Source organism: Achromobacter sp. 2789STDY5608615 (assembly GCF_001298995.1).
GTDB lineage: Bacteria > Pseudomonadota > Gammaproteobacteria > Burkholderiales > Burkholderiaceae_B > Achromobacter > Achromobacter insuavis.
On record NZ_CYTY01000041.1, the window covers coordinates 1 to 21821 of the forward strand.

The 21821-nt window shown below is 67.9% G+C and carries 17 protein-coding genes and 1 pseudogene; 6 read left to right on the forward strand and 12 right to left on the reverse strand.

Features of this window, described 5'->3' with window-relative positions; all coding sequences use genetic code 11:
- The first annotated feature begins 1025 nt into the window (after positions 1–1025).
- On the forward strand, positions 1026–2489 hold the full coding sequence (gene rng / locus AOZ49_RS25940; protein WP_054434422.1) for a ribonuclease G: 1464 nt from the start codon (positions 1026–1028) through the stop codon (positions 2487–2489).
- Positions 2490–2778: 289 nt separating this feature from the next.
- Positions 2779–3480: a DUF3053 domain-containing protein gene (locus AOZ49_RS25945; RefSeq protein ID WP_054478558.1), complete on the forward strand. Its 702-nt coding sequence runs from the start codon at positions 2779–2781 to the stop codon at positions 3478–3480.
- A gap of 64 nt (positions 3481–3544) precedes the next feature.
- On the opposite strand, the gene AOZ49_RS33690 is transcribed toward AOZ49_RS25945, so the two are convergent.
- Positions 3545–4330, reverse strand: coding sequence for a GGDEF domain-containing protein (locus AOZ49_RS33690; protein WP_369815875.1), 786 nt, complete (start codon positions 4328–4330; stop codon positions 3545–3547).
- Positions 4309–4941 carry a PDC sensor domain-containing protein gene (locus tag AOZ49_RS33695; protein WP_231690445.1) on the reverse strand — a complete coding sequence of 211 codons (633 nt, stop codon included), beginning with the start codon at positions 4939–4941 and terminating at the stop codon, positions 4309–4311. Before AOZ49_RS33695 ends, AOZ49_RS33690 begins: the two co-directional genes overlap by 22 nt.
- Before the next feature lie 204 nt (positions 4942–5145).
- Between AOZ49_RS33695 and AOZ49_RS25955 the strand changes: the two genes are divergently transcribed.
- Positions 5146–6291 (forward strand): GGDEF domain-containing protein, encoded by a 1146-nt coding sequence (locus tag AOZ49_RS25955; protein WP_054478561.1) that lies wholly within the window; start codon positions 5146–5148, stop codon positions 6289–6291.
- A gap of 51 nt (positions 6292–6342) precedes the next feature.
- On the opposite strand, the gene AOZ49_RS25960 is transcribed toward AOZ49_RS25955, so the two are convergent.
- The 3 genes and pseudogenes from AOZ49_RS25960 to msbA form a co-directional block, all read right to left on the reverse strand.
- Positions 6343–6570 (reverse strand): hypothetical protein, encoded by a 228-nt coding sequence (locus AOZ49_RS25960; protein WP_054434415.1) that lies wholly within the window; start codon positions 6568–6570, stop codon positions 6343–6345.
- A gap of 145 nt (positions 6571–6715) precedes the next feature.
- Positions 6716–8535 (reverse strand): annotated as a pseudogene (locus AOZ49_RS25965) (monovalent cation:proton antiporter-2 (CPA2) family protein).
- 51 nt (positions 8536–8586) lie between these two features.
- Positions 8587–10362 (reverse strand): lipid A export permease/ATP-binding protein MsbA, encoded by a 1776-nt coding sequence (gene msbA / locus AOZ49_RS25970; RefSeq protein WP_054434411.1) that lies wholly within the window; start codon positions 10360–10362, stop codon positions 8587–8589.
- 108 nt (positions 10363–10470) lie between these two features.
- On the opposite strand from msbA, the gene AOZ49_RS25975 reads away from it, so the two are divergent.
- Genes AOZ49_RS25975 through AOZ49_RS25985 form a run of 3 tightly spaced genes read left to right on the forward strand, consistent with a single transcriptional unit; the run spans position 10471 to position 12500 of the window.
- Positions 10471–11442: a glycosyltransferase family 9 protein gene (locus AOZ49_RS25975; RefSeq protein WP_054478597.1), complete on the forward strand. Its 972-nt coding sequence runs from the start codon at positions 10471–10473 to the stop codon at positions 11440–11442.
- 15 nt (positions 11443–11457) lie between these two features.
- A complete protein-coding gene (locus AOZ49_RS25980; protein ID WP_006393900.1) occupies positions 11458–12225 on the forward strand; it encodes a YdcF family protein in 768 nt (255 codons plus the stop codon).
- A 2-nt stretch (positions 12226–12227) separates the two neighbouring features.
- Entirely contained in the window at positions 12228–12500 is a 273-nt protein-coding gene (locus tag AOZ49_RS25985; RefSeq protein WP_054478599.1) for a YkgJ family cysteine cluster protein, read from the forward strand.
- Positions 12501–12572: 72 nt separating this feature from the next.
- Here the strand turns inward: AOZ49_RS25985 and AOZ49_RS25990 are convergent, their stop codons facing one another.
- Genes AOZ49_RS25990 through dnaE form a run of 7 tightly spaced genes read right to left on the reverse strand, consistent with a single transcriptional unit; the run spans position 12573 to position 21730 of the window.
- Positions 12573–13721 carry a glycosyltransferase family 4 protein gene (locus tag AOZ49_RS25990; RefSeq protein WP_054478563.1) on the reverse strand — a complete coding sequence of 383 codons (1149 nt, stop codon included), beginning with the start codon at positions 13719–13721 and terminating at the stop codon, positions 12573–12575.
- Positions 13696–14421: a polysaccharide deacetylase family protein gene (locus tag AOZ49_RS25995; protein ID WP_085943756.1), complete on the reverse strand. Its 726-nt coding sequence runs from the start codon at positions 14419–14421 to the stop codon at positions 13696–13698. The genes AOZ49_RS25990 and AOZ49_RS25995 overlap by 26 nt, the downstream gene beginning before the upstream one ends.
- Positions 14422–14438: 17 nt before the next feature.
- Positions 14439–15554: a glycosyltransferase family 4 protein gene (locus AOZ49_RS26000; RefSeq protein ID WP_054434405.1), complete on the reverse strand. Its 1116-nt coding sequence runs from the start codon at positions 15552–15554 to the stop codon at positions 14439–14441.
- Entirely contained in the window at positions 15551–16306 is a 756-nt protein-coding gene (locus AOZ49_RS26005; RefSeq protein WP_054434403.1) for a glycosyltransferase family 2 protein, read from the reverse strand. Before AOZ49_RS26005 ends, AOZ49_RS26000 begins: the two co-directional genes overlap by 4 nt.
- Entirely contained in the window at positions 16303–17151 is an 849-nt protein-coding gene (locus AOZ49_RS26010; RefSeq protein ID WP_054434402.1) for a polysaccharide deacetylase family protein, read from the reverse strand. The genes AOZ49_RS26005 and AOZ49_RS26010 overlap by 4 nt, the downstream gene beginning before the upstream one ends.
- On the reverse strand, positions 17148–18239 hold the full coding sequence (locus tag AOZ49_RS26015) for a glycosyltransferase family 4 protein (protein ID WP_054478566.1): 1092 nt from the start codon (positions 18237–18239) through the stop codon (positions 17148–17150). Before AOZ49_RS26015 ends, AOZ49_RS26010 begins: the two co-directional genes overlap by 4 nt.
- On the reverse strand, positions 18239–21730 hold the full coding sequence (gene dnaE / locus AOZ49_RS26020) for a DNA polymerase III subunit alpha (RefSeq protein ID WP_054478568.1): 3492 nt from the start codon (positions 21728–21730) through the stop codon (positions 18239–18241). Before dnaE ends, AOZ49_RS26015 begins: the two co-directional genes overlap by 1 nt.
- Positions 21731–21821 lie beyond the last annotated feature (91 nt).

Genomic DNA, 21821 nt, shown 5'->3' on the forward strand with positions numbered 1-21821 from the left:
CGATTTCGCTTTCGCGTCGATCGCTGTGTCAGCAGCAGAGAAACGAGATTATGAAGAAGTTTTTATCGTTTGTCAAGTCAGCTTCGTTTGATTTACTTCGCTGCCTTGCCTACGACCCCTTCAGGTCTCACCAGGCTCGCACCCGGCTTTCTCTTTAGCAGCTATCGAAATATCAGGGTTAACCCTAAGTTTTCGGTAACTGCCAAGCCTGAAACTATAACACAACTTTTGCAGATTATGCAACCGGCTTTTGCCTAATTTGCATCCTATCTTGCAACCCCGCTGTTTCGTGAATCGCTTCACTTCGCAGCAGCCCCGGATCGCTCCAGAGGTTGGTTACCGCCCAGCCGGCTTGCAACGTTGTTCAGACCACCCTACCGGGTAAACCCTGATTTGCCGCCACCAGCCAAGCCCAAGACTATAGCACAATTTTTGCAGGTTATGCAACTGGCTTCTGCCTGATTTGCACCACCTTTTGCAAAATTCGCTGACTGCCGGTTCGAGAGAGTCATTGCTGGCTCACCGCCTTGCTGCCCTGCGGCAGATCCATCGCCGTAGCGTTGAATCCGTTGCACTTGCTTGGCCTCGCTGCTCAAAACTGCTTGAACTGCGAAGGAGCGAGACTATAGCACAGAATTTTGGGCTGTCACACGCCGGACGCAAAAAGTCTGATGAATTTGCAGACCGCCCGATACCTGGGCCCGCGGGTCGCCCTCTGCCTGCCCTCTGCCTGCCCTCTGCCTGCCCTCTGCCTGCCCTCTGCCCGCCCTCTGCCTGCCCGCCCCCCTCCCCCGCCCACGCACTTGCCCAATGCCGCGTCTCTCTATATAGATAGCGTTGTGCCCGCCTGCCCCACGGCGCGATCGCCAATATCCACGCGGCGCCTCCTGTCTATATATATAGATAGGTCGTCTTGCCTGTAGGCTATTGCCTTGCTTGCCAGGCGCACCGGTACGTTTACTATTCGCCTTGCGCCGCACCGCCCTTACCTTGGAGAAGATGCCCCCATGCCCCCAACCATCGCGTTGAGCGAAGATATCCTGATCAACGTCACGCCCTTCGAGACCCGCGTCGCGCTGGTCGAGCAGGGATCGGTGCAGGAGCTGCACGTGGAGCGCAGCATCCAGCGCGGACACGTCGGCAATATCTATCTGGGGCGGGTGGTCCGGGTGCTGCCGGGGATGCAGAGCGCCTTCATCGACATCGGCCTGGAACGGGCCGCCTTCATCCATATCGCGGACCTGCGCGAGAACCGCGGGGAGCGCAGCCAGGGCCTGACGCCCACGCCGATCGAGAAGCTGCTGTTCGAGGGGCAGACCATCATGGTCCAGGTGGTCAAGGATCCCCTGGGCACCAAGGGCGCCAGGCTGTCGACCCAGATCAGCATGGCCGGCCGCATGCTGGTCTACCTGCCGCACGATCCGCACATCGGCATTTCGCAGAAGATCGACTCGGAGTCCGAGCGCATCCAGCTGCGCGAGCGACTGCAGGCGCTGATGCCGAGCGAGGAGAAAGGCGGCTTCATCGTGCGTACCCAGGCCGAGGGCGCCAATGACGAGGAATTGGCGGCCGACCTGGAATACCTGCGCAAGCTGTGGACCAGCGTGCAGGCGGCCGCCCGCACCCAGCCGGCGCCGGCGCTGCTGCACCAGGACCTGACGCTGGCGCAGCGGGTGCTGCGCGACATGGTGGGACCGTCGACCGGCAGCATCCTGGTCGATTCACGCACCACGACGGCGGCGATGCTGGAGTGGGCCCGCGTCTACACGCCTTCCGTGGTCGACCGCATCCAGCACTACAGCGGCGAGCGCCCCCTGTTCGATACCGCCAACGTCGACGAGGAAATCGCGCGGGCGCTGTCGCGCCGCGTCGACCTGAAGTCAGGCGGCTACCTGATCATCGACCAGACCGAGGCGCTGACCACGGTCGACGTCAACACCGGCGGCTTCGTCGGCGGGCGCAATTTCGACGACACCATCTTCAAGACCAACCTGGAGGCGGCCCAGGCCATCGCGCGCCAGCTACGGCTGCGCAATCTGGGCGGGATCGTGATCCTCGACTTCATCGACATGGAGGAACAGGAGCACCGCGAGACCGTGCTGGCCGAACTGAAGAAGGCGCTGTCGCGCGACCGCACCCGCATGACGGTCAACGGCTTCACGCAGCTCGGCCTGGTGGAAATGACGCGCAAGCGCACCCGCGATTCGCTGGCGCACCAGTTGTGCGAACCCTGCCCCATGTGCGAGTCGCGCGGCAACGTGCGCACGCCGCGCACGGTCTGCTATGAGATCCTGCGCGAGATCCTGCGCGAGGCGCGCCAGTTCAATCCCAAGGAATTCCGCATCCTGGCGTCGCAGGACGTGGTGGATCTGTTCCTGGAGGAAGAGAGCCAGCACCTGGCGATGCTGGGCGACTTCGTCGGCAAGCGGGTGTCGCTGGAAGTCGAGAGCACGTACTCGCAGGAAAAGTACGACATCATCCTGGTTTGAGGCCCGGCGCCTTGCCGGCCGGCGGCCGGTTCCGCATCATTGCTGACACTGGAAAGCCGCGATCGCGGCTTTCTTGCCATGGACCCTTCCCATCGCGATCATCGCCACTATCAGGTGCGGCGCAAACTTTCACGTCAATGTGTGTGATTTTTGTATCGCGACACTTCGATTGAAATGAAGTTTGAAACCGATGGCGACGGAGACGGCGACCCGATAAGCTCGCCACCGGCTGGCAGGCCCCGGGGTTGAGGGGCCGCGCCATTTCCCATGTTTTCCGGAGAGTATCCCAATGAAATCCCTATTCCGTCCGTTCCTGCTGCTGGCCCTGGCCTTGCCGCTGGTGCTGGCCGCCTGCGGCAGCAAAGAACCCGAACAGCGCGCCGCGCTCACGCAGTTCCTGCAGACCCGCATCGTCGACAAGCCCGGCGTGCGCGTGCCGAAGCTGACGGAAGAAGAGAAGAAGTCGTTCGGCGACTACGCCGCGCACTATGCCGTGATCACCGATTTCAACGCCGCCATGGACGCGTCCGTGAAGCCGATGGGCAACCTGATGCAGAAAGGCGCCGTGCGCTCGCTGAACGATGTGATCGCGCGCCGCGACGATATCAAGACGGTGCAGGCCGCGCTCAAGGACATGGGCGAGGCGCTGGGCAAGGAGCAAGCCAAGGCGGATGCCGCCCGCGCGCAGCTCAAGCAGCCCGATGACCTGAAGGCGGTCTACGACAAGGCCTACGCCAAGACCGTCACGGTGCCCGCCGACACGTTCCGCGAAGTGCTGCCGCAGATCAGCGGCACGCTGGACAGCAGCCTGAAGGTGGCCGACTACGTGGAAGCGCACAAGGCGCAGATCGACCTGTCCGGCCCGATGCCCAAGGTGCAGGATCCGACGGTGCTGGCCGAGCTGAACAAGCTGCTGCAGGAACTGACCGCCCAGGCCCAGAAGGTGCAAGCGGCACAGACCCGCCTGCAGGCGGTGATGCTGGGCGGCTGAGAACGCGCCGCGACGTTTACCTGGACGGCCCGCGGGCCGTCTTTTTTTGGGGCGCGCGGCCACATCATGGGTCCGCCGCCACCACGCGGTTGCGCCCGGTCTCCTTGGCGCGATAGACGGCGGCGTCGGCCGCCTCGACCAGGGCGGCGGCATCCTCGCCCGCGCGCGGCACCATGGTGGCCACGCCGATGCTGACCGTGACGATGCCGCCCTCGTTGTCCTCGTGCTGCGCCCGCAGGCCGACCACGGCCTGGCGGATGTGCTCGGCGATGTCGATGGCGCGCGCGCGCGCGGTGTCGGGCAGCAGGGCGACGAATTCCTCGCCGCCGTAGCGCGCCGCCAGGTCGCGCGGACGCCGGGCCTTGCCGCGCAGGGTCAGCGCCAGCATCTTGAGCAACTGATCGCCTTCCTGGTGGCCGTAGCGGTCGTTGTACAGCTTGAACCGGTCGGCATCGAGAAACAGCAGCGACAGCGGTTGGCCGTCGCGCCCGGCGCTGGCCCATTCACGCGCCAAGGCCTCGTCGAAAGTGCGGCGGTTGGCGATGCCGGTCAGGCCGTCGGTCTGGGCTTCTCTTTCGAGCTGGCGTTCGACCGCTTCGCGCAGCCGCGTCTCGCGCCGGTACAGCACGATCTGCGCCATGACCGAGGCGAACAGCGCGAGCGTGATCGGGATGATCAGCATGGCCCGCCGCACCCACGGCTCCAGGACGTCGTCGACCGCCATCGCCACGTCGACGACCAGCGGGGTGCCCGGGACGCCGCCGAAGGTATAGAGGCGATTGATGCCGTCGGGCGCGAGCACGCCGACAAAGACGCCCTCGCGCCGGATCAGGAATTGCTGAAAATCCATGGCGTGGCCGATGTCGTCGCCCAGGTCACGCGAGGAATACGGCGTGCGCGCGATGACCGCGCCGTCGTTGCGGAAAATCGTGATGGCGTCGCGCGGGCCGATGGACAGTCCGGCGAAGCGCTCGCGGAAATAGGCCAGGCGCAAGGAACCGGAGACCACACCGGCGAAGCTGCCGTCCGGGTGGGAGAGCCGGCGGCTGATGCCGATGCTCTCGTCGCCCCCCCGCGCAGGCGGCTCTGGTAGGGGCGGCTGATGTACATGCCGGCATCGGCCTGCTCGCGATGGACCTGGAAGAAATCGCGGTCGGCGAAGTTCACGTCGGGCGGCAACAGGCTCTGCGAGTCGTAGCGGATGTTGCCGTGCTGGTCCAGGATCAGGATGGTGCCCAGGTATTCGGCGCTGGCGGCGCGGTCGAACAGGAAGCGGTGCAAGGTGGCGCGCGGCAGCGTTTCGATGCCGGGTTCGTGCAGACGCTCGATGACGCCCTGCAATGACAGGTCGTAGACACGAATGGTGCGGCTGATATCGGCCGAGAGCGCTTCGGAGAGGTTGCTGGCGGAGACGTAGGCCTGGTTCCAGGTGGTGCGCCGGTCCATCCAGAGCAGCGCCATCGCGGCGGCACAGATGCCGATGGCGATCAGCCCCGCCAGGGCATACAGACTGCGGTGTAGTAACCCGTGGGACTTCAATACGGCGCTCCTTCGCTATCGCGGTAGGGGTCGTGCCATTTTTACCGGTCATAATGCCGCAAGGCCATGCGGGCAGGCAAGATGGCGCCAGCAGCGCCGCGCCCGCCGTTCCCATTTAACGAAGCTATGAATACCCAGGACAGGATTTACAGCGTACCCACCCGGCGGTTCACGCGGTGGCTGGTCGACCCCGGCCGCAACGTGCCGCCGGATATCCGCGTGGCGCTGGTGGGCGGCTTGTTCGGATCCTTGCCCATCTTCTTCGGCGGCATCATCAATACCCTGCTGGTGGCGGCGCTGATCACGCTGCGCCGGCCCGAACCGCCGTTCCTGCTGTGGCTGGCGATGGAGTCATTGATCTGCGCCACCCGTATCGTGGTGCTGGTGTCCGCCCGGCGCGCGGCGCTGGCCCACCGGCCGACCCCGACCGACCCGTATGTGGTGCTGGCGTTGTTCTGGGCCGGCAGCGTGGGCTACGGCACCTTCATCAGCCTGACCAGCGGCGACTGGATCGCGGCGACGCTGGCCTGCCTGTCGGCGGCCTCGATGGTCGGCGGCATCTGCGTGCGCAATTTCGGCGCGCCGCGGCTGTCGGCGGCGATGGTGGCGCTGAGCGTGGGCCCCTGCGCGCTGGCGGCCCTGTTCACCCAGGAGCCGATTTTCTGGCTGGTGCTGGTGCAGGTGCCGCTCTACATGACCTCGATGTCGATGGCCTCGTACCGGCTCAACGGCATGCTGGTGTCGACCATGCTGGCCGAGCGGGAGAACGAGCGCCAGGCGCGGCAGGATTCACTGACCGGACTGCTGAACCGCTATGGCCTGCTGCGCGCGCTGGACCTAGCGGTGGGCCGGGCCAGCCAGGGCAAGGCCGAGTTCGCGGTGCTGTACCTGGACCTGGACGGCTTCAAGTCGGTCAACGACACCTACGGCCACGGCGCCGGCGACACGCTGCTCAAGCAGGTGTCCGAACGCCTGCTGGCGCTCAAGCCGCCGGGCGCCGAGGCCGGCCGGATCGGCGGCGACGAGTTCGTGCTGTTGATGCGGCTGGACGGCAACGAGGATATCCGGCGGTTTTCCGACCGGATCATCGACAGCGTCAGGCAGCCCTACGACCTGCAGCAGGCCATGCCGGTCTACATCGGCGGCAGCATCGGCATTGCGCTGATCCCGCGCCACGGCGCCGACACGGCCGCGGTGCTGCATGCGGCGGACCAGGCGTTGTACCTGGCCAAGTCCGCCGGCAAGAGCCGGGCGGCGATGGCCCAGCTCTGACAGCCGGCGGACAGGGCGCGCGCCCCCACGGCCACGCGCCCGCGCCGGCCTTCAGGACGCCGTGGCGGCGATCCGGAAGGGAAAGGCCTTGGCGCCGCGCGCCTTGTCGGTTTCGCGGTGGGCGCTGATGGCCCAGGCCGGGCCGGCTCCACGCGTCGACTGGACCAATTGGCGCATCGCGCCGGCGGAGAATCCGCAGTGCAGGGTCATGGCTTGCCGCCGCGCAAGCTCAAGCCCGACAGCGTGCGGGGTCGTGGAAATCCGATCGGATTGCAGCATGGCAGGCCCCTGGCAGAGGCGCTTCGGAAGTGAAGCGCCGATGGAGACCAATCTACCTCAGCCGCTCAGGCTTGCGCGTGAAATGAAGCGTAAAGTAATGAAAAGACGCTGTAATACATCATCCAAAAGACCTGTCATACGCCGGTCATGCCGGCGCACCAGGCTCGGCGTGGCCGGAAGGCGCCACGGTTTCCCGGTCGGCCTGGTCGTTGCGGCCGTCGGCCGGGCCGGTCATGTTGCCGTACAAGAGCGAGCGCCCGGCGAACAGGCCCCCCCCGCCACCTCCAGCGCGAACCGGTCGGTGTCGCGCTTGCGCACGTCCGCCACGACCTCGGCGGCTTCGTCTGGCGGCACGCCGATGACGCGTAGCGCCGCCTCGCCGAACACCAGGGCGGATTCCAGGGTCTCGCGCACCTGATAGTCGACGCCCTCCCTGACCAGCGCCAGGGAATGGATGCGGTCATAGGCCCGCACCACCAGTTGCACCAGCGGGAATTCGGCCTTGATCAGCTTGACCATGTGATTGACCGACTGCGGATTGTCGATGCAGATCAGGATGACCTTGGCGGTTTCGGCGCCGGCGGTGCGCAGCATGTCGATACGGGTTCCGTCCCCGTAATACACCTTGACGCCCCATTTGGCGGCGGCGCGGATGGCGTCGGTGTCTGTATCCAGGATCGACACCCTGATGTCGCGCGCCAGCATCGCCTGGGTCACGATCTGGCCGAAGCGGCCGAAGCCGACGATCAGCGCGCAGCCGTCCAGGTCCTGGGCGACATCCACCCCTTCCATCGACGGCACCGGCTTGGGCAGCAGCCAGCGCAGCGCCAGCACGCACAGCGGCGTCAGCGCCATGGAGATGATGACCACCGCGATCAGCACGGCGGCCAGGTGCGCGTCGAAGATGCCGGCGGCGGCGGCGGCGCCGTACAGCACGAAGGCGAATTCGCCGCCCTGCGCCAGCAGGGCCGCGCGGGTCAGCGCCTCGGCGTGGCTGGCGCGCAGCAGGCGGGCGACCAGGTAGACGCCCACCGACTTGACCACCATGAACACCACCACGCCGGCCAGGATCAGCTGCCATTCGCGGGCCACGGCGGCCAGGTCCAGCGACATGCCCACGCCCAGGAAGAACAGGCCCAGCAGGATGCCGCGGAACGGTTCGACCTCGGCTTCAAGCTGGTGGCGGAAGGTGGATTCGGACAGCAGCACGCCGGCCAGGAACGCGCCCATGGCCATCGACAGGCCGCCGAATTCCATCAACAGCGCCGCCCCCAGCACCACCAGCAGGGCCGCGGCCGTCATCACTTCGCGCGCATGCGCGGCGGCCAGCAGCCGGAACAGCGGATTGAGCAGCCAGCGCCCGGCCGCCAGCAACGCCAGCACGCAACCGAGGGCGATGGCCGACTGCCGCCAGGGATCGCCATGCTCGCTGGCGCCGGCCGGCGCCAGCAGCGCCACCAGGGCCAGCAGCGGCACGATGGCCAGGTCTTCGAGCAGCAGGATGGAAACGATGCGCTGGCCCTGGGCGCTGGCGGTCTCGTCGCGCTCGGCCAGGATCTGCATGACGATGGCGGTGGACGACAGCACGAAGCCCATCGCCGCCATGAAGGCGGCCGGGCCCGACAGGCCGGCGGCCAGGCCGACCGCGGTCAGCAAGGCGCCGCAGGCCAGCACCTGGGCCACGCCCAGGCCGAAGATTTCGCCGCGCAGCTTCCACAGCCGCGACGGCTGCATCTCCAGGCCGATGATGAACAGGAACATCACCACGCCGAGTTCGGCGACGTGCAGGATGGATCGGGGGTCGGAGAACCAGCCGATGCCGAACGGGCCGATGGCCAGCCCGGCGGCCAGATAGCCCAGGACCGAGCCCAGGCCCAGGCGCTTGAACAGGGGCACCGCCACCACCGCGGCCCCCAGCAGAACGACGACGTTGACGAGCTGGTTGCCTTCGGCGGGCAGGGACATGGGCGGCTCCTGGGTGGCGGCCTGGCGCGGCGCGCGGGGCGCCGCGCGGGATCAGTCTTCGCGGAACTGCATCTTGTAGAGCGAGGCGTACAGGCCGTTGGCGGCCAGCAGCTCGGGATGCGCGCCCTGTTCGACGATCTTGCCGGCGTCGAGGACGATGATGCGGTCGGCGTTCTGCACGGTCGACAGGCGGTGAGCGATGACCAGCGTGGTGCGGCCCTTCATGAGGCGCTCGAGCGAGGACTGGACCTGGCGTTCGGATTCGTTGTCGAGCGCGGAGGTGGCTTCGTCGAGGATCAGGATGGGCGCGTTCTTGATCAGGGCGCGGGCGATCGCCAGGCGCTGGCGCTGGCCGCCGGACAGGCGGGCGGCGTTCTCGCCGACCGGGGTGTTGATGCCCTGCGGCAGGCCTTCGACGAATTCCAGCAGGTTGGCGGCGGCCAGGGCGTCGCGCACCTGCTGCTCGCTGGCCTGGCCGAGCGCGCCGTAACCGACGTTGGCGGCGATGGTGTCGTCGAACAGCACCACGTCCTGGCTGACCAGCGACAGGTGCGAGCGCAGGCTGCGCAGCTTCAGGTCGTTGATCGGCACGTCGTCGACGAAAATGGCGCCGCTGTCGGCCAGGACGAAGCGCGGCAGCATGTTGACCAGCGTGGTCTTGCCGCTGCCGGAACGCCCCACCAGGGCCACGGTCTGGCCGGGCTCGACGATGAACGACACGTCGTTGACGGTGTCGCGGTCGGCGTCGGAGAAGCGGTGGGTGACATTGCGGAACTCGACCTTGCCGCGCACCGGCTCGGGCAGTTCACGGGTGCCGTCGTCGCCTTCCGGGACCTGGTCGATCAGGGTGAACACGCTTTCGGCCGACACCAGCATCTTCTGCATGCGGGCGGCCAGGTTGGTCAGGCGCTTGATCGGGTCGAAGATCTGGGCCAGCGCGGCCATGAAGGAGGCGAAGCTGCCGACGGTGAGCGCGCCGTTGTTGGCCTGGCTCAGGGCCACGGCGATGACCGCGCCGACCGAGATCGAGATGCAGACCTGCGTCAGCGGCGTCAGGGCCGCGTCGGCGGTGGCGGTGCGCATGGCGAAGCGGCGCAGGCGGGTGCTGACGAAATCGAAACGGCCGCGTTCGACTTCGTAGCCGTCGAACAGCTTGATGACGCGCTGGCCGTCGATGCCCTCGCTGACCACGCGGGTCAGTTCGGCATTCATGTTGACGGTTTCGCGGTTGATGCGGCGCAGGCGCTTGATGAAGACGCGGGCGATCAGCACCGAGACCGGGAGCATGATCAGGATGATCAGCGTCAGCACCCACGACATGTACAGCAGCACGCAGATCAGGGCGATGACCACCAGGGTCTCGCGCACCAGCACCGTGATGACGTCGGTGGCGTAGCCGGTGACGTTGCCGGCGTCGATGGTGAAGCGGTTCAGCAGGCGGCCGGTGTCGCCGCGCTTGAAGTCGGCGTCGGGCAGGCCCAGCAGGCGTTCGAACATGTCGCGCCGCATGCCCAGCAGGACGTTGTTGGCGACCCAGGCGAGCAGGTAGTCGCTGAAGAAGTTGCAGACGCCGCGCACGAAGATCAGGCCCACCACCGCCAGCGGCAGCGCCCAGACATAATAGGGTTTGGCGCCCGAAAAGCCCTCGTCCAGCAACGGCTTCATAATGACGGCCAGCGTGGGCTGCGTGGCGGCGGCGCCGGCCATCAGCAGGGTCGCCAGCACCAAACCCTTCCAGTAGGAGCCGACCCGGCTATAGATACGGCTCCAGAGTTCAGCTTTGACGGGCTGGGAGCCCGCAGGCGCGTTGCGTGCGGCAGAATTCAATGGAATCACTCGCTTTTATACAATTGTGCCCCGGATTGTACTGGCTACGCGTTACCGCGCGGGGCCGGGCGTCCCCCCTTCAGCCTCTATCGCGCCGTGCGCCTGTCCATGTCCGAAATCAGTTGCCTTTACGTCCGCCTGCCCAATTGGGTGGGTGATGTCTGCATGAGCCTGCCCAGCCTGCGCACCCTGCAGGCCGCCGGCCTGCCCCTGGTGATCTGCGCCCGCCCCTGGGCCCGGGACCTGTTGGATGGCATCGAGAAACGGGAGTTCCTGCCGATGCTGGGCAAAGTGGGGCCGGATCGTGCCAAGGTCAGCGCGCACCGCCGCTCGCTGGGCGCCGAAGGCCGCCGCGCCCGCGGGCTGCTGCTGCCGGACTCGCTGTCGAGCGCGCTGGTGTTCCGGCTGGCGGGACTGCCGTCGGCCGGCTACCGTGACGATGGCCGCAGCTTCCTGCTGCGCTGGCCGGTGGCCAAGCCGGACGCCGGGCTGCACGCGGTGCAGTCCTGGCACCACCTGACCCGCGAGGCGCTGGCGCGCTGGGGACTGCCGACCGGCCCCGCCGAACCCGGCCCGACGCTCGACCTGCCGCTGACGCCGGCCCACCAGCAGACCGCCAGCCTGGCCCTGGAGGCGGCCGGCCTGGCCGGCCAGCGCTTCGTCCTGATCGCCCCCACCGCGACCGGTCTGCACAAAGGCAAGGTCAAGGTGTGGCCGGGATTCGATACACTTACCCGCACGCTGCAAGCCCGGGGCCATACCGTGGTAATGTGCCCCCCTCCGGCGGAAACCGAGGAAGCCCGGCGCAATGCGCCCACGGCGCAGTTGCTGCCTCCGCTGCCGCTGGGCGCGTTCGCCGCGTTGACGGCCCGCGCGGCGTTGGTGATTTGCAACGACTCCGGCGTCTCGCACGTGGCCGCCGCGGCCGGCGCCCGCGAGCTGACGCTGTTCGGCGTCACCCGCCCCGGCCGCACCGGCCCGTGGTCGCCGCGGGCGGTATGCGTCGGTTCGGAAACGGCCTGGCCGTCCATCGAAGAGGTGGAACGGCAGGCGGGCCAGTTACTGGACGGCGCGCAGTAAACGCTTAGTTTTGAAATGACCATCATGTCCAGCTACCTCACGAATCTGATCATCCCCTACAACCTGTGCCTGACCCTGGTGGTGATCGGCCTGGTGCTGGGCCTGTTCCGCCTGCGCAAGACCGGCGGCGCCCTGATCGTCGCCGGCCTGCTGTGGGCGCTGGCCTGGTCGCTGCCGGCCACCTCGCTGTGGCTGGGCGGCGCGCTGGAAAGCCGCTACCCGCACCTGCCGCCGACCGAGTCGCCCACGGCCGACGCCATCGTGGTGCTGGGCGGCAATACCGCCAATGGCCGCGCCAACTGGTTCCTGCCGTACGACAAGGACACCGCGGTGGTGCGCGTGGACACCGCCGCGCAGTTGTACCTGGCCGGCCGCGCGCCCAAGGTGGTGCTGTCCGGCGGCGCCCTGGAAGGCGACGTCAGCGAGGCCCGCGGCATGGCCCACGCCATCCGCCAGCAGGGCGTGCCGGAATCGGCCCTGATCCTGGAAAACGCCAGCCGCACCACCTACGAGAACGCGGCCCTGACCGAAGACCAGCTCAAGACCCGCGGCATCGGCAAGGTGCTGCTGGTGACGTCGGCGCTGCACATGCCGCGCGCCATGGCGGCCTTCTCCAAGCAGGGCGTGGTGGCCATCGCCGCCCCCGCGCCGCCGCAGATCGTGGCGCCCACCGACGGTTCGCTCAACCGCTGGCTGCCCGACCAGCGCACCTTCGACGCCAGCCGCTCGATCATCAAGGAATACGCCGGCCTGTTCGTGTACTGGCTGCGCGGGTGGGTCTGAGCATGGCGACGGCGCTGGCCTGCCGGCCGGGATGCGGCGCCTGTTGCATCGCGCCGTCGATCACCCGGCCGATCCCGGGGATGCCGGATGGCAAGCCGGCCGGCGTGCCCTGTATCCAGCTGCTGCCGGACATGCGCTGCGCGATCTTCGGCCAGCCGTCGCGACCCGACTTTTGCGGCGGACTGCAAGCCCAGGCCGAGATGTGCGGGCCGGACCGCGAATATGCCGTGCGCTGGCTGAGCGAGCTGGAACGGGCCACGGCGCCGGCGCACTGAAATGCACAACGGGACCTCGCGGTCCCGTTGTCGTTTCTGGCGCGGGCTTCACGGCCCCACCCTCGCCCGTCGTCAGGCGCGCTCGGCCAGCACCGCGTGGTACAGGTCCTCGTAGCGCGCCGCCACGGTTTCCCAGCTCTGGTCGCGGGCGATCGCCAGGCCGCGTTCGGACAGCGCCGCGCGCAGCTCGGGTTCATCACCCAGGCGTTGCAGGGCCTGCGCCAGCTGCGCCCCGTCGCGCGGGTCCTGCAGGATCAGCGCGTCCTTGCCGGCCGACAGATATTGCGCGAAGCCGCAATAGGCCGGCGAACTGACCACCACCGGCAGGCCATGCGACATGGCTTCCAGCGGCGCCATGGCGTAGCTGTCGTTGAGCGTGGGATGGGCGTAGATGTCGGCCGCGGCGAAATAGCGGGCGACCTCGGGCGTGGGATCCACCAGCGTGACGCGGCTGGCGACCGCGCCGGCCGCGCGCACGCGGTCGCGGGTGGCGTCGTCGGCGCCCACCACCAGCAGGCGGTACGGCGCGGGCAACAGCGCCAGGGCGTCGAGCAGCGCGGGCAGGCCCTTGCGCAGCGGATTGCGGGCCACCAGCAGGCAGCCGATGGTGGCGTCGTCCCAGCCGAGTCCGGCGCGGGTGGCGGCGCGGGCCGCGGCGGCCTCGGGCGCGGGCAGCTTGACGCCGGGCGCGATGATCTCGACCGGCAGTTGCGGACCGTAGCTGCGGTGCAGCTGGTCCATGATCAGGCCCGACACCGCCACCACGCGCCGCGCCGGCGCGCGGCGCACGCGGAATTTCTCCAGCAGCAGATAGGTGGCCAGGCGCGGGCTGAGCCAGGCCAGCGCGCGCTTGGCCGGCTTGACCCGGGTCAGGCGGTTGTAGCGCACCGGCGTGACGTGCATGACCTGGATTTCACCGGCCCAACCGTTCATGTGCGAATGCACGATGTCGTAGCGGCCGCGCGTCAGGCGATCGGCCTTCCAGGCGAAATACAGCACCCGCATCCAGCTGGGCAGCCAGCCGGGAAAGCGCACGGGCAGGAAGGGAAACGGCAGGTCGCTGTCGAAGTCGCGCGCCACCACGGAAACGTCGTGGCGCTCGCCCAGCACGCGCATGAGTTCGACGCCGTAGGCCTCGGCGCCGCCGAAGCGGTTGCCGAAACGGTCGACCAGCAGTGCGATGCGCAGCCGCCGCTCAGCCGCGCCCGCGGATGTCTTCATAGCGCGTCAGGCATTTCTGCAGGAAACGGAAGATGCCGGTCGAACGCGACACCGTCACCCGCGGCAGGCCGAAGGGATCGTCGCTGGCGTTGGCCAGGCCGCGCTTGGTCAGCGTGGCGTTGTCATAGCCCGCTTCGCGCGCCATGACCAGGTGCTCCGGGCCATGGTCGCCGTAGGGGTAGCAGAAGGCGGTGACGGGCGCGCCCAGCACCTGCTCCAGCGCGTCCTTGGACTCGACCATCTGGCGGCGCGCCTCGTCGGGCGTCATTTCGGGCAGATGGACGTGGTCCAGGGTGTGCGAGCCGACCTCGTGGCCGGACGCGGCCCACTGGCGCATCTCGTCGACCGTCATGAGCGGCGAGAACGGGATGCCGATCTTGGCGTCCCAGACGTTGCCGCCGTCGAACTGGTTGGCCACCAGGTAGTTGGTGGCGGTGAAGCCCAGCTTGTCCAGCACCGGCATCGCGTTCTGGACCACGTTGCGGTAGCCGTCGTCGAAGGTCAGGCCGAACACCTTGCCGCGGCGCTCGCCGCGCACGTAGGGCATGACGTCGCGCATCGACAGGCCGCGGTAGCCCAGGAAGCGCATCCAGCGCATCTGGCGCGCGAAATCGTCCGGGTGCACCGTCAGGCCGCGGAACGGCGTGCCCTTGGGATTGGGCTCGCCGATCTGGTGGTACATGAGAATTGGGATAGACATGGCGGGATTATAGAGGCTCAGTGTCCGCCCAATGTACGTTGGTAGACGTCGACCGTGGCTTGCGCGAAACGCGCCAGGTTGAAGTCGCGCTCGGCGGTCTGGCGGGCGTTCGCCCCCATGGTCCGCACCTGCGCCGGGTCATCCAGCATGAGGCGCAGGCGCGCGGTCATGGCGGCCACGTCGCGCACCGGCACGATCCAGCCGTCGACGCCGTCGGTCACGTTCTCGGGCAGGCCGCCGGCGTCGGTCACCAGCGCCGGCAGGCCCAGGCCCATGATCTCGCGGCAGGCGAACGACAGCGCCTCGCGGTACGACAGCACGAAGCCGGCGTGGCACGAGGCCAGCGCCGCCCGCACGTCGTCGAGCAGGCCGGGGAAACGCACCTGGTCGATCATGCCGAGCTCGCGCACGCGGTCGAGCTTGGCCTCGGACGGCGGGTCGCCGGCCACCAGCAGCAGCACGCGCTCGCGGTCGCCCGGCGGCAGCGCCGCCACGGCGGCCACCAGGTCGAGCCAGCCCTTGTCGTAGTCGGTGCCGCCGGCGCTGCCCAGCAGCAGTTTGCCGCGCCAGTCCGGGCCGAAGAAGATTTCGCGCAGCTTGTCCAGGCTGTCGGGCGGCGGCGGCGCGAAAAAGCGCGTGTCGATGCCGTGCCGGATGGTGGTGATGGGCCGCTTGCCGTAGGGCGAGGCCGCCAGCAGGCCATGGATGTAGTCGCTGACCGCGATGCTGTGGTCGGTGGCCAGCGCCACGCGCAGCTTGTGGCCGAAGCTGGCGACCGGATGGTCGTTGTGCTTGGTGAAGACGATGCGCGGGCGGCGCGGCATGGCCAGCGTCGCCAGCATCACCTGCTTGTGGTCGGCCGAGCCGTTGGCGTGGATGATGTCGAAGCGGCCGTCCTTGATGAGGCGGCGCAGCCGCGCGCGGTCCTTGAACCAGGACGAGGGCCGTGTGGTGTAGCGCATTTCCACCACCGTCACGCCCGGGATCGCCTTGGCGTAGCGGTACAGGCGGCTGGTGGCGGGCGCCGCGACCGTGATCTGGTGCTCGGCGGCCAGGGCGCGCGCCAGGTTGATGATGTAGGTGACGTGCCCCCCGCCGTTGTTGGCGTGGAAGTTGGTGTAGAGGATTCTCACTTGTTCTTCTCGGCCAGGAACATCAGCTTCGAGTAGCGGAAGAAACTGCCCGAGGCGGCTGTCACCGCCAGCACCAGGCCATGGCGGCCGTCGAGAAAGCCGCGCCGGATCAGGTAGATGCGCACGAAGGTCCAGAAGCTGTGGCCAAGCGCGCCGAGCACGGAGGTGCGGCGGCCCTTGGCGTACATCATGGCGGCGGCGTCGGACGAGTAGCGGTTGATCTTGGTGATCAGCGCGTCCAGGTTGTCGTACGGGTAATGCTGGAAGTGGCCTTCGAGCCGCAGCGGCGCGCGGCCGTCGGCCGGCACCACGCGTTCGTGCACCACCACGTCGTTGAACCGCGCGGCGCCACGCTTGAACAGGCGCAGCACGTAATCGGGCCACCAGCCGCTGTGGCGGATGTCGCGGCCGCAGAAGTTCGACAGGCGGGCGATCTCGTAGGCGTCGCCGCGCGGCGCGGCGAGGGTGGCCTGGATCTCGCGGGCCAGTTCGGGCGTGACGCGCTCGTCGGCGTCGATCGACAGCACCCAGTCGCCGGTGGCCAGGTCGAGCGCGCGGTTCTTCTGCGGGCCGAACCCGGGCCAGTCGGCCGTCACTTCGACCCGCGCCCCCAGGGCCCGCGCCAGCTCGACCGTGCCGTCGGTGCTGCCCGAATCCACCACGATGAGCTCGTCGGCGAAGGCGACCGACTTGAGGCAGTCGGCGATGTTGGCCGCTTCGTTCTTGGTGATGACAATGACTGATAACTTCATCCGCGATTCCTAAGACGCTTTTTCCAGGCTTTCCAGGCGTGATAGCGCGGCCCCCAGAAGGGATCGCGCGACAGCCAGATGCGCCGGTTGAGCCAGCTGCCGCCCTGGTTGCGGACCGCGAAGCGGTAGATGTGGCCGGGATCGGCGCCGGGCGCGTTCTGGCCGAACGGGTCGGTCGTGTACAGGTGGCGGAACCCGGCCTGGCGGGCGGCCGCCACGTAGTCGGCGTCGAAATAGCCCTGCGGCCAGCAGAGGTGGTCGCTGGCCTGCCCCAGCCGGCGCGTCAGCGTCTCGCGCGAATCGGCCAGTTCCTGGGCGATGTGGGCGCGCTTGGCGTCGACGTCGGCGCCGCAGACCTTGTCCCAGCGCGTGTGGGTATGGGTATGCGAATGGAATTCGAAGGTGCCGGCGGCGCGCATCGCCTCGATTTCGCTCCAGCGCAGCATGACGTCGTCGGCGCGGCCTTCGGCGATCAGCTTCTTGCTGGCGTCATGGTCGGGCGTGGCCGGCAGCGGCAGGCCCTGGCCGGCGTGCGGGCGCACCGGCCCGTCGCCGATCCAGCCGGTGATGGTGAACAGCACGGCGCGCATGCCGTGGCGCGCCAGCACCGGATGGGCGTGGACCCAGTTGTTGAGATAGCCGTCGTCGAAGGTGATCAGCACCGAGCGCTCGGGCGCCGGCGCGCCGGCCAGATAGGCGGCGAACTGATCGGTCGACAGCGACTGGTAGCCGGCGCGCGCCAGGCGCGCGATCTGGGCCTCGAACACGTCGGGCATGGCGTTGATCATGCCGCCGGCCGGCGTGACGTGGTGGTACATCAGCACCGGGACGTTGGGCGCGTTCATCGACGCCGCTCCGCCAGCCAGCGGGTGTAGACGGCCTCGGTGGTCTCGGCCAGGCGGGCGGGCGAGAACACGCCCTCTTCCCAGACCATCTTGCGGCCGGCCTCGCCCATGCGCTGGCGCAGCGCGGCGTCGTCGATCAGTCTTTCGAGCGCGGCGGTGAGCGCGGCCGGGTCCTTGGGCGGCACCAGGATGCCGGTTTCACCGTTGCGGAACATCTCGGACACGCCGCCGACGTCGGTGCCGATGACCGGCAGGCCGCTGGCCTGCGCTTCGACGTAGACGGTGCCGGACGCCTCCTGCTGGGTCGCCAGCGCGAACAGGTCGCAGCCGGCCAGCAGGTTGGGCACGTCGCGGCGCGTGCCCATCAGGTGGATGCGGTCGGACAGGCCGCGTTCCGCCACATAGGCCTGGGTCTGCTCGAACACCGGCGAGCCGCCGCCCACGAACACCAGGTGCAGCTTGGGCCGGGTCGCCATCAGCGGCGCGATGGCGTCGATCAGGTCCTTGTGGCCCTTGGTGGCGCGCATCACGGCGACACAGCCGACCACCAGGTCGTCCGGCGCCAGCCCGAGCTCCTCGCGCAGGGTCGAATGCTCGACCGGCGGCGGCAGCACGATGGGCGAATAGACCGTGGCGACGCGGTCGGCCGGCACGCCGCGCTCGATCAGGTGCTCGCGCACGTGATCGCTGACGGTGGTGACGCGATGCGGCAGGCGCGTGTACGACCAGAGCGAGCCGACCTTGTTGGACAGGTGGCGGGTGCGCACGATCAGCGGCGTGCCCGCCAGGCGGCCGGCGGCCGCGGCGATCACGGTGTCGCGCCGGCTGTGGGTATTGAGCACGTCAAAACGGCCCTCGCGCAGGATGCGGCGGATGGTGGCGACGCCCTTCAGGTAGTTGACCGGCCCGTCCATCTCCAGCGTGTGGACGGTGAAGCCGGCGTCCGACAGGCGCTCGGCCAGCAGCGCGTTCGGCTGGCAGATGGCTTCCAGGTGATGGCCACGCGCGCGCATGACGTTCATCTCCTTGAAGATACGGCCTTCCTGGCCGCCGAAACTAGTGGCGGCTTCCGAGTGGACGATGCGCATCAGTACGTGACCTCCACGCCGTTCGGCTTGGTCCAGGCGTTCAGGTTCTCGAGCAGCGTGTCGGCCATGCGCACGCGCCATTCCTCGCCCAGCCGCACCGTGCAGAGGAAATTGTTCTTGGTGTAGACGATGTCCACCGGCACGCCGGGGATGCCGTTCTCGGGCTCGGCGCGGAACGGGTTGAGCATCTGGCGCAGGCGCGCGGCGTCGGCGCCGCCGTTGAGCTTGACGCGCAGCGACTTGGCGCGCGCCTCGCGCGCCAGCTGCAGGTCATAGAGCTGCTCGGCGACGATGCGCATGCCGCCCGAGTAGTCATCGTTGCTGACCTTGCCCTGGACGATGACCAGCTGGTCTTCGCGCAGGCGGTTGCGATGCTTTTCGTAGAGCTCGTTGAAGACCGAGATCTCGACCTGCGCGGTGCCGTCGTCCAGCACCGCGAACACCATCTTGCCGCGCCGGGTCATCATGACGCGCACGCTGGCCAGCACCCCGCACATCCATTGCAGGTCGCGCTGCGGCTCGACCCGCGCCAGCTGCATCGGCACGATCTGGCGCACTTCGTCGCGCCAGGCGTCGAACAGGTGGCCGCTGTAGTAGTAACCCAGCGCCGATTTTTCCTCGGTCAGCTTCTTGTGCAGGTCCCACGGCGCGACCTTGGCCAGTTCGCCGGCCACCACGTCGCTGCTGTCGTCGCCGAACAGCGAGGACTGGTTGGCGCTGCGGGCGGCCTGCTCGGCCGCTTCCATGGCGGTCGGCACCGAGGCCAGCATGGCGGCGCGGTTGGGTTCGATGGTGTCGAACGCGCCAGCCTTGATCAGGGCCTCGATGGTGCGGCGGTTGACCGCGTGCTTGCTGACGCGGCGGCAGAAGTCGAACAGGTTCTGGAACGGGCCGCCTTCCTTGCGGGCGCGCAGGATGTCCTCGACCGCGCCCTGGCCGGTGCCCTTGACCGCCCCCAGGCCGTAGCGCATGGTGCGCGGCGGCTTGCCCTTTTCGGTGTACCGGTCGGCCACCGGCTCGAAGCGGCAGCCCGAGAAGTTGACGTCGGGCGGCAGCACCTCGACGCCATTGTCCTGGGCGTCACGGCAGAAGATCTGGACCTTGTCGGTGTCGTCCATGTCGGAGGACATGGTGGCGGCCAGGAACTCGGTCGGGTGGTAGGCCTTGAGCCAGGCGGTCTGGTACGAGATCAGCGCATACGCGGCCGAGTGCGACTTGTTGAAGCCGTAGCCCGCGAACTTCTCCATCAGGTCGAACAGCTTGACCGCCAGGTCCGGGTCGTGGCCCTTTTCCTTGGCGCCCTGCTCGAACAGCTCGCGGTGCTTGGCCATTTCCTCGGGCTTTTTCTTGCCCATGGCGCGGCGCAGCAGGTCGGCGCCGCCCAGCGAGTAGCCGCCGATGATCTGCGAGATCAGCATCACCTGTTCCTGGTAGACGATGACCCCGTAGGTGCTCTTGAGCGTGCTCTCCAGATCGTTGTGGAAGTAGTCCACCGCGGCGCGGCCGTGCTTGCGGTTGACGAAGTCGTCCACCATGCCCGATTCCAGCGGCCCCGGACGGTACAGGGCCAGCATGGCGATGATGTCTTCGAAGGTGTTGGGCCGCAGCTTCTTGAGCAGCTCCTTCATGCCGCGCGATTCCAGCTGGAATACGGCGGTGGTGTTGGCGTCGCACAGGATCTTGTAGGCGGCCGGATCGTCCAGCGCCAGCGCCATGACGTCGAAGTCGCGCTTGTCGGCGTTGAACTGGCGCACGTAGCGCACGGCCCAGTCCAGGATGGTCAGGTTGCGCAGGCCCAGGAAGTCGAACTTGACCAGGCCGGCGGCTTCGACGTCGTCCTTGTCGAACTGCGACACCGCGCTGTTCTCCTGCCCCGCCTGGCAATACAGCGGGCAGAAGTCGGTGAGCTTGCCGGGCGCGATCAGCACGCCGCCGGCGTGCATGCCGATGTTGCGGGTCAGGCCTTCGAGCGGCTTGGCCAGGTCGACCAGCGCGCGCACTTCCTCTTCCTGCTCGTAGCGGTCCTTGAAGGCCGGCTCGTCTTTCAGGGTGCGTTCGAGCGACCACGGGTCCATCGGGTTGAACGGGATCAGCTTGGACAGGCCGTCGCAGAACATGTAGGGCATGTCCAGCACCCGGCCGGCGTCGCGCACCACGGCCTTGGCGCCGAGCGTGCCGAAGGTGGCGATCTGGCTCACGGCGGCGCGGCCGTACTTTTCCTTGACGTAGTCGATGACCCGTTCGCGGTTGTCCTGGCAGAAGTCGATATCGAAGTCGGGCATCGAGACCCGCTCGGGATTCAGGAAGCGCTCGAACAGCAAGTCGTAGCGGATCGGATCCAGGTCGGTAATGCCGAGCGCGTACGCCACCAGCGAACCGGCGCCCGAGCCCCGGCCCGGGCCGACCGGCACGCCGTTGTTCTTGCCCCAGTTGATGAAGTCCTGCACGATCAGGAAGTAACCGGGAAAGCCCATCTGGATGATGGTCTTGCATTCCCAGCGCAGGCGCTCGTAGTACTGCTCGCGCTTGGATGCGCGCTCGGCCTCGTCCGGGAACAGGAAGGCCATGCGCTTTTCCAGGCCCTCTTCGGACAGTTGCACCAGGTAGTCGTCCAGCGACACGCCGTCGGGCGTGGGGAAATTCGGCAGGCGCGGCTTGCCCAGCACCAGGCTGAGGTTGCAGCGCTTGGCGATCTCGACCGTGTTGGCCAGCGCCGAGGGCACGTCGGCGAAGCGGCGCGCCATTTCCTCGGAACTGAGCAAGTACTGCTCTTTGGTGAAGCGGCGCACGCGGCGCGGGTTGGCCAGGATCTCGCCTTCGGCGATGCAGACGCGGGCCTCGTGCGCCTGGAATTCGTATTCGTCCAGGAACTGCACCGGGTGCGTGGCCACCACCGGCAGGCCGGCCTCGGCCGCCAGGCGCATGGCGGCCTGGGTGTAGGCTTCGTCGCCGTCCATGCCGGCGCGTTGCAGTTCGATGTAGTAGCTGCCCGGGAACAGGTGCGCCCACTGGCGCGCCAGCGCCAGCGCCGAGACGGCGTTGCCGGCGTCCAGCGCCTGGCCGACGTCGCCGCCGCGCCCGCCCGACAGCACGATCAGGCCATCCTGGCCCTGCAGCCATTCGCGGCGGATCTCGGCGCGACCCTTGCCCTGGTTGGTCAGGAACGAGCGCGACAACAGTTCGCACAGGTTCAGGTAGCCCTGGTGGTTGCGCACCAGCAGCAGCACGCGGAACGGCTTGGCCGGGTCGTCGTCGTTGCTCAACCAGACGTCGCAGCCGGCGATGGGCTTGATGCCCGCGCCGCGCGCGCCCTTGTAGAACTTGATCAGGCCGAACAGGTTCGACAGATCGGTCAGCGCAACGGCGGGCTGGCCCAGCTTGGCGACGCGCTTGATGAGGTCGGGGATGCGCACGAGGCCGTCCACCACCGAGAACTCGGAGTGAACGCGCAGGTGAACAAATGGGGACGGGTTTGTTACGGCTTCGGACATAGGAAGAATTGTACCTAGTCGGAAGGCCGAAAGCCGCCCCTGCGACGATTCGCCCGGGGCTTGTCGGCCGCCCCTGTGTAACAATAGGCAG

Coding starts and splice junctions, on each gene's coding strand:
- AOZ49_RS25945 (WP_054478558.1), top strand. CDS start 2,779: ATGAAATCCCTATTCCGTCCGTTCCTGCTGCTGGCCCTGGCCTTGCCG.
- AOZ49_RS33690 (WP_369815875.1), bottom strand. CDS start 4,330: ATGGATTTTCAGCAATTCCTGATCCGGCGCGAGGGCGTCTTTGTCGGC.
- AOZ49_RS33695 (WP_231690445.1), bottom strand. CDS start 4,941: ATGGCGCTGCTCTGGATGGACCGGCGCACCACCTGGAACCAGGCCTAC.
- AOZ49_RS25955 (WP_054478561.1), top strand. CDS start 5,146: ATGAATACCCAGGACAGGATTTACAGCGTACCCACCCGGCGGTTCACG.
- AOZ49_RS25960 (WP_054434415.1), bottom strand. CDS start 6,570: ATGCTGCAATCCGATCGGATTTCCACGACCCCGCACGCTGTCGGGCTT.
- AOZ49_RS25975 (WP_054478597.1), top strand. CDS start 10,471: ATGTCCGAAATCAGTTGCCTTTACGTCCGCCTGCCCAATTGGGTGGGT.
- AOZ49_RS25980 (WP_006393900.1), top strand. CDS start 11,458: ATGACCATCATGTCCAGCTACCTCACGAATCTGATCATCCCCTACAAC.
- AOZ49_RS25985 (WP_054478599.1), top strand. CDS start 12,228: ATGGCGACGGCGCTGGCCTGCCGGCCGGGATGCGGCGCCTGTTGCATC.
- AOZ49_RS25990 (WP_054478563.1), bottom strand. CDS start 13,721: ATGAAGACATCCGCGGGCGCGGCTGAGCGGCGGCTGCGCATCGCACTG.
- AOZ49_RS25995 (WP_085943756.1), bottom strand. CDS start 14,421: ATGTCTATCCCAATTCTCATGTACCACCAGATCGGCGAGCCCAATCCC.
- AOZ49_RS26005 (WP_054434403.1), bottom strand. CDS start 16,306: ATGAAGTTATCAGTCATTGTCATCACCAAGAACGAAGCGGCCAACATC.
- AOZ49_RS26010 (WP_054434402.1), bottom strand. CDS start 17,151: ATGAACGCGCCCAACGTCCCGGTGCTGATGTACCACCACGTCACGCCG.
- AOZ49_RS26015 (WP_054478566.1), bottom strand. CDS start 18,239: ATGCGCATCGTCCACTCGGAAGCCGCCACTAGTTTCGGCGGCCAGGAA.
- dnaE (WP_054478568.1), bottom strand. CDS start 21,730: ATGTCCGAAGCCGTAACAAACCCGTCCCCATTTGTTCACCTGCGCGTT.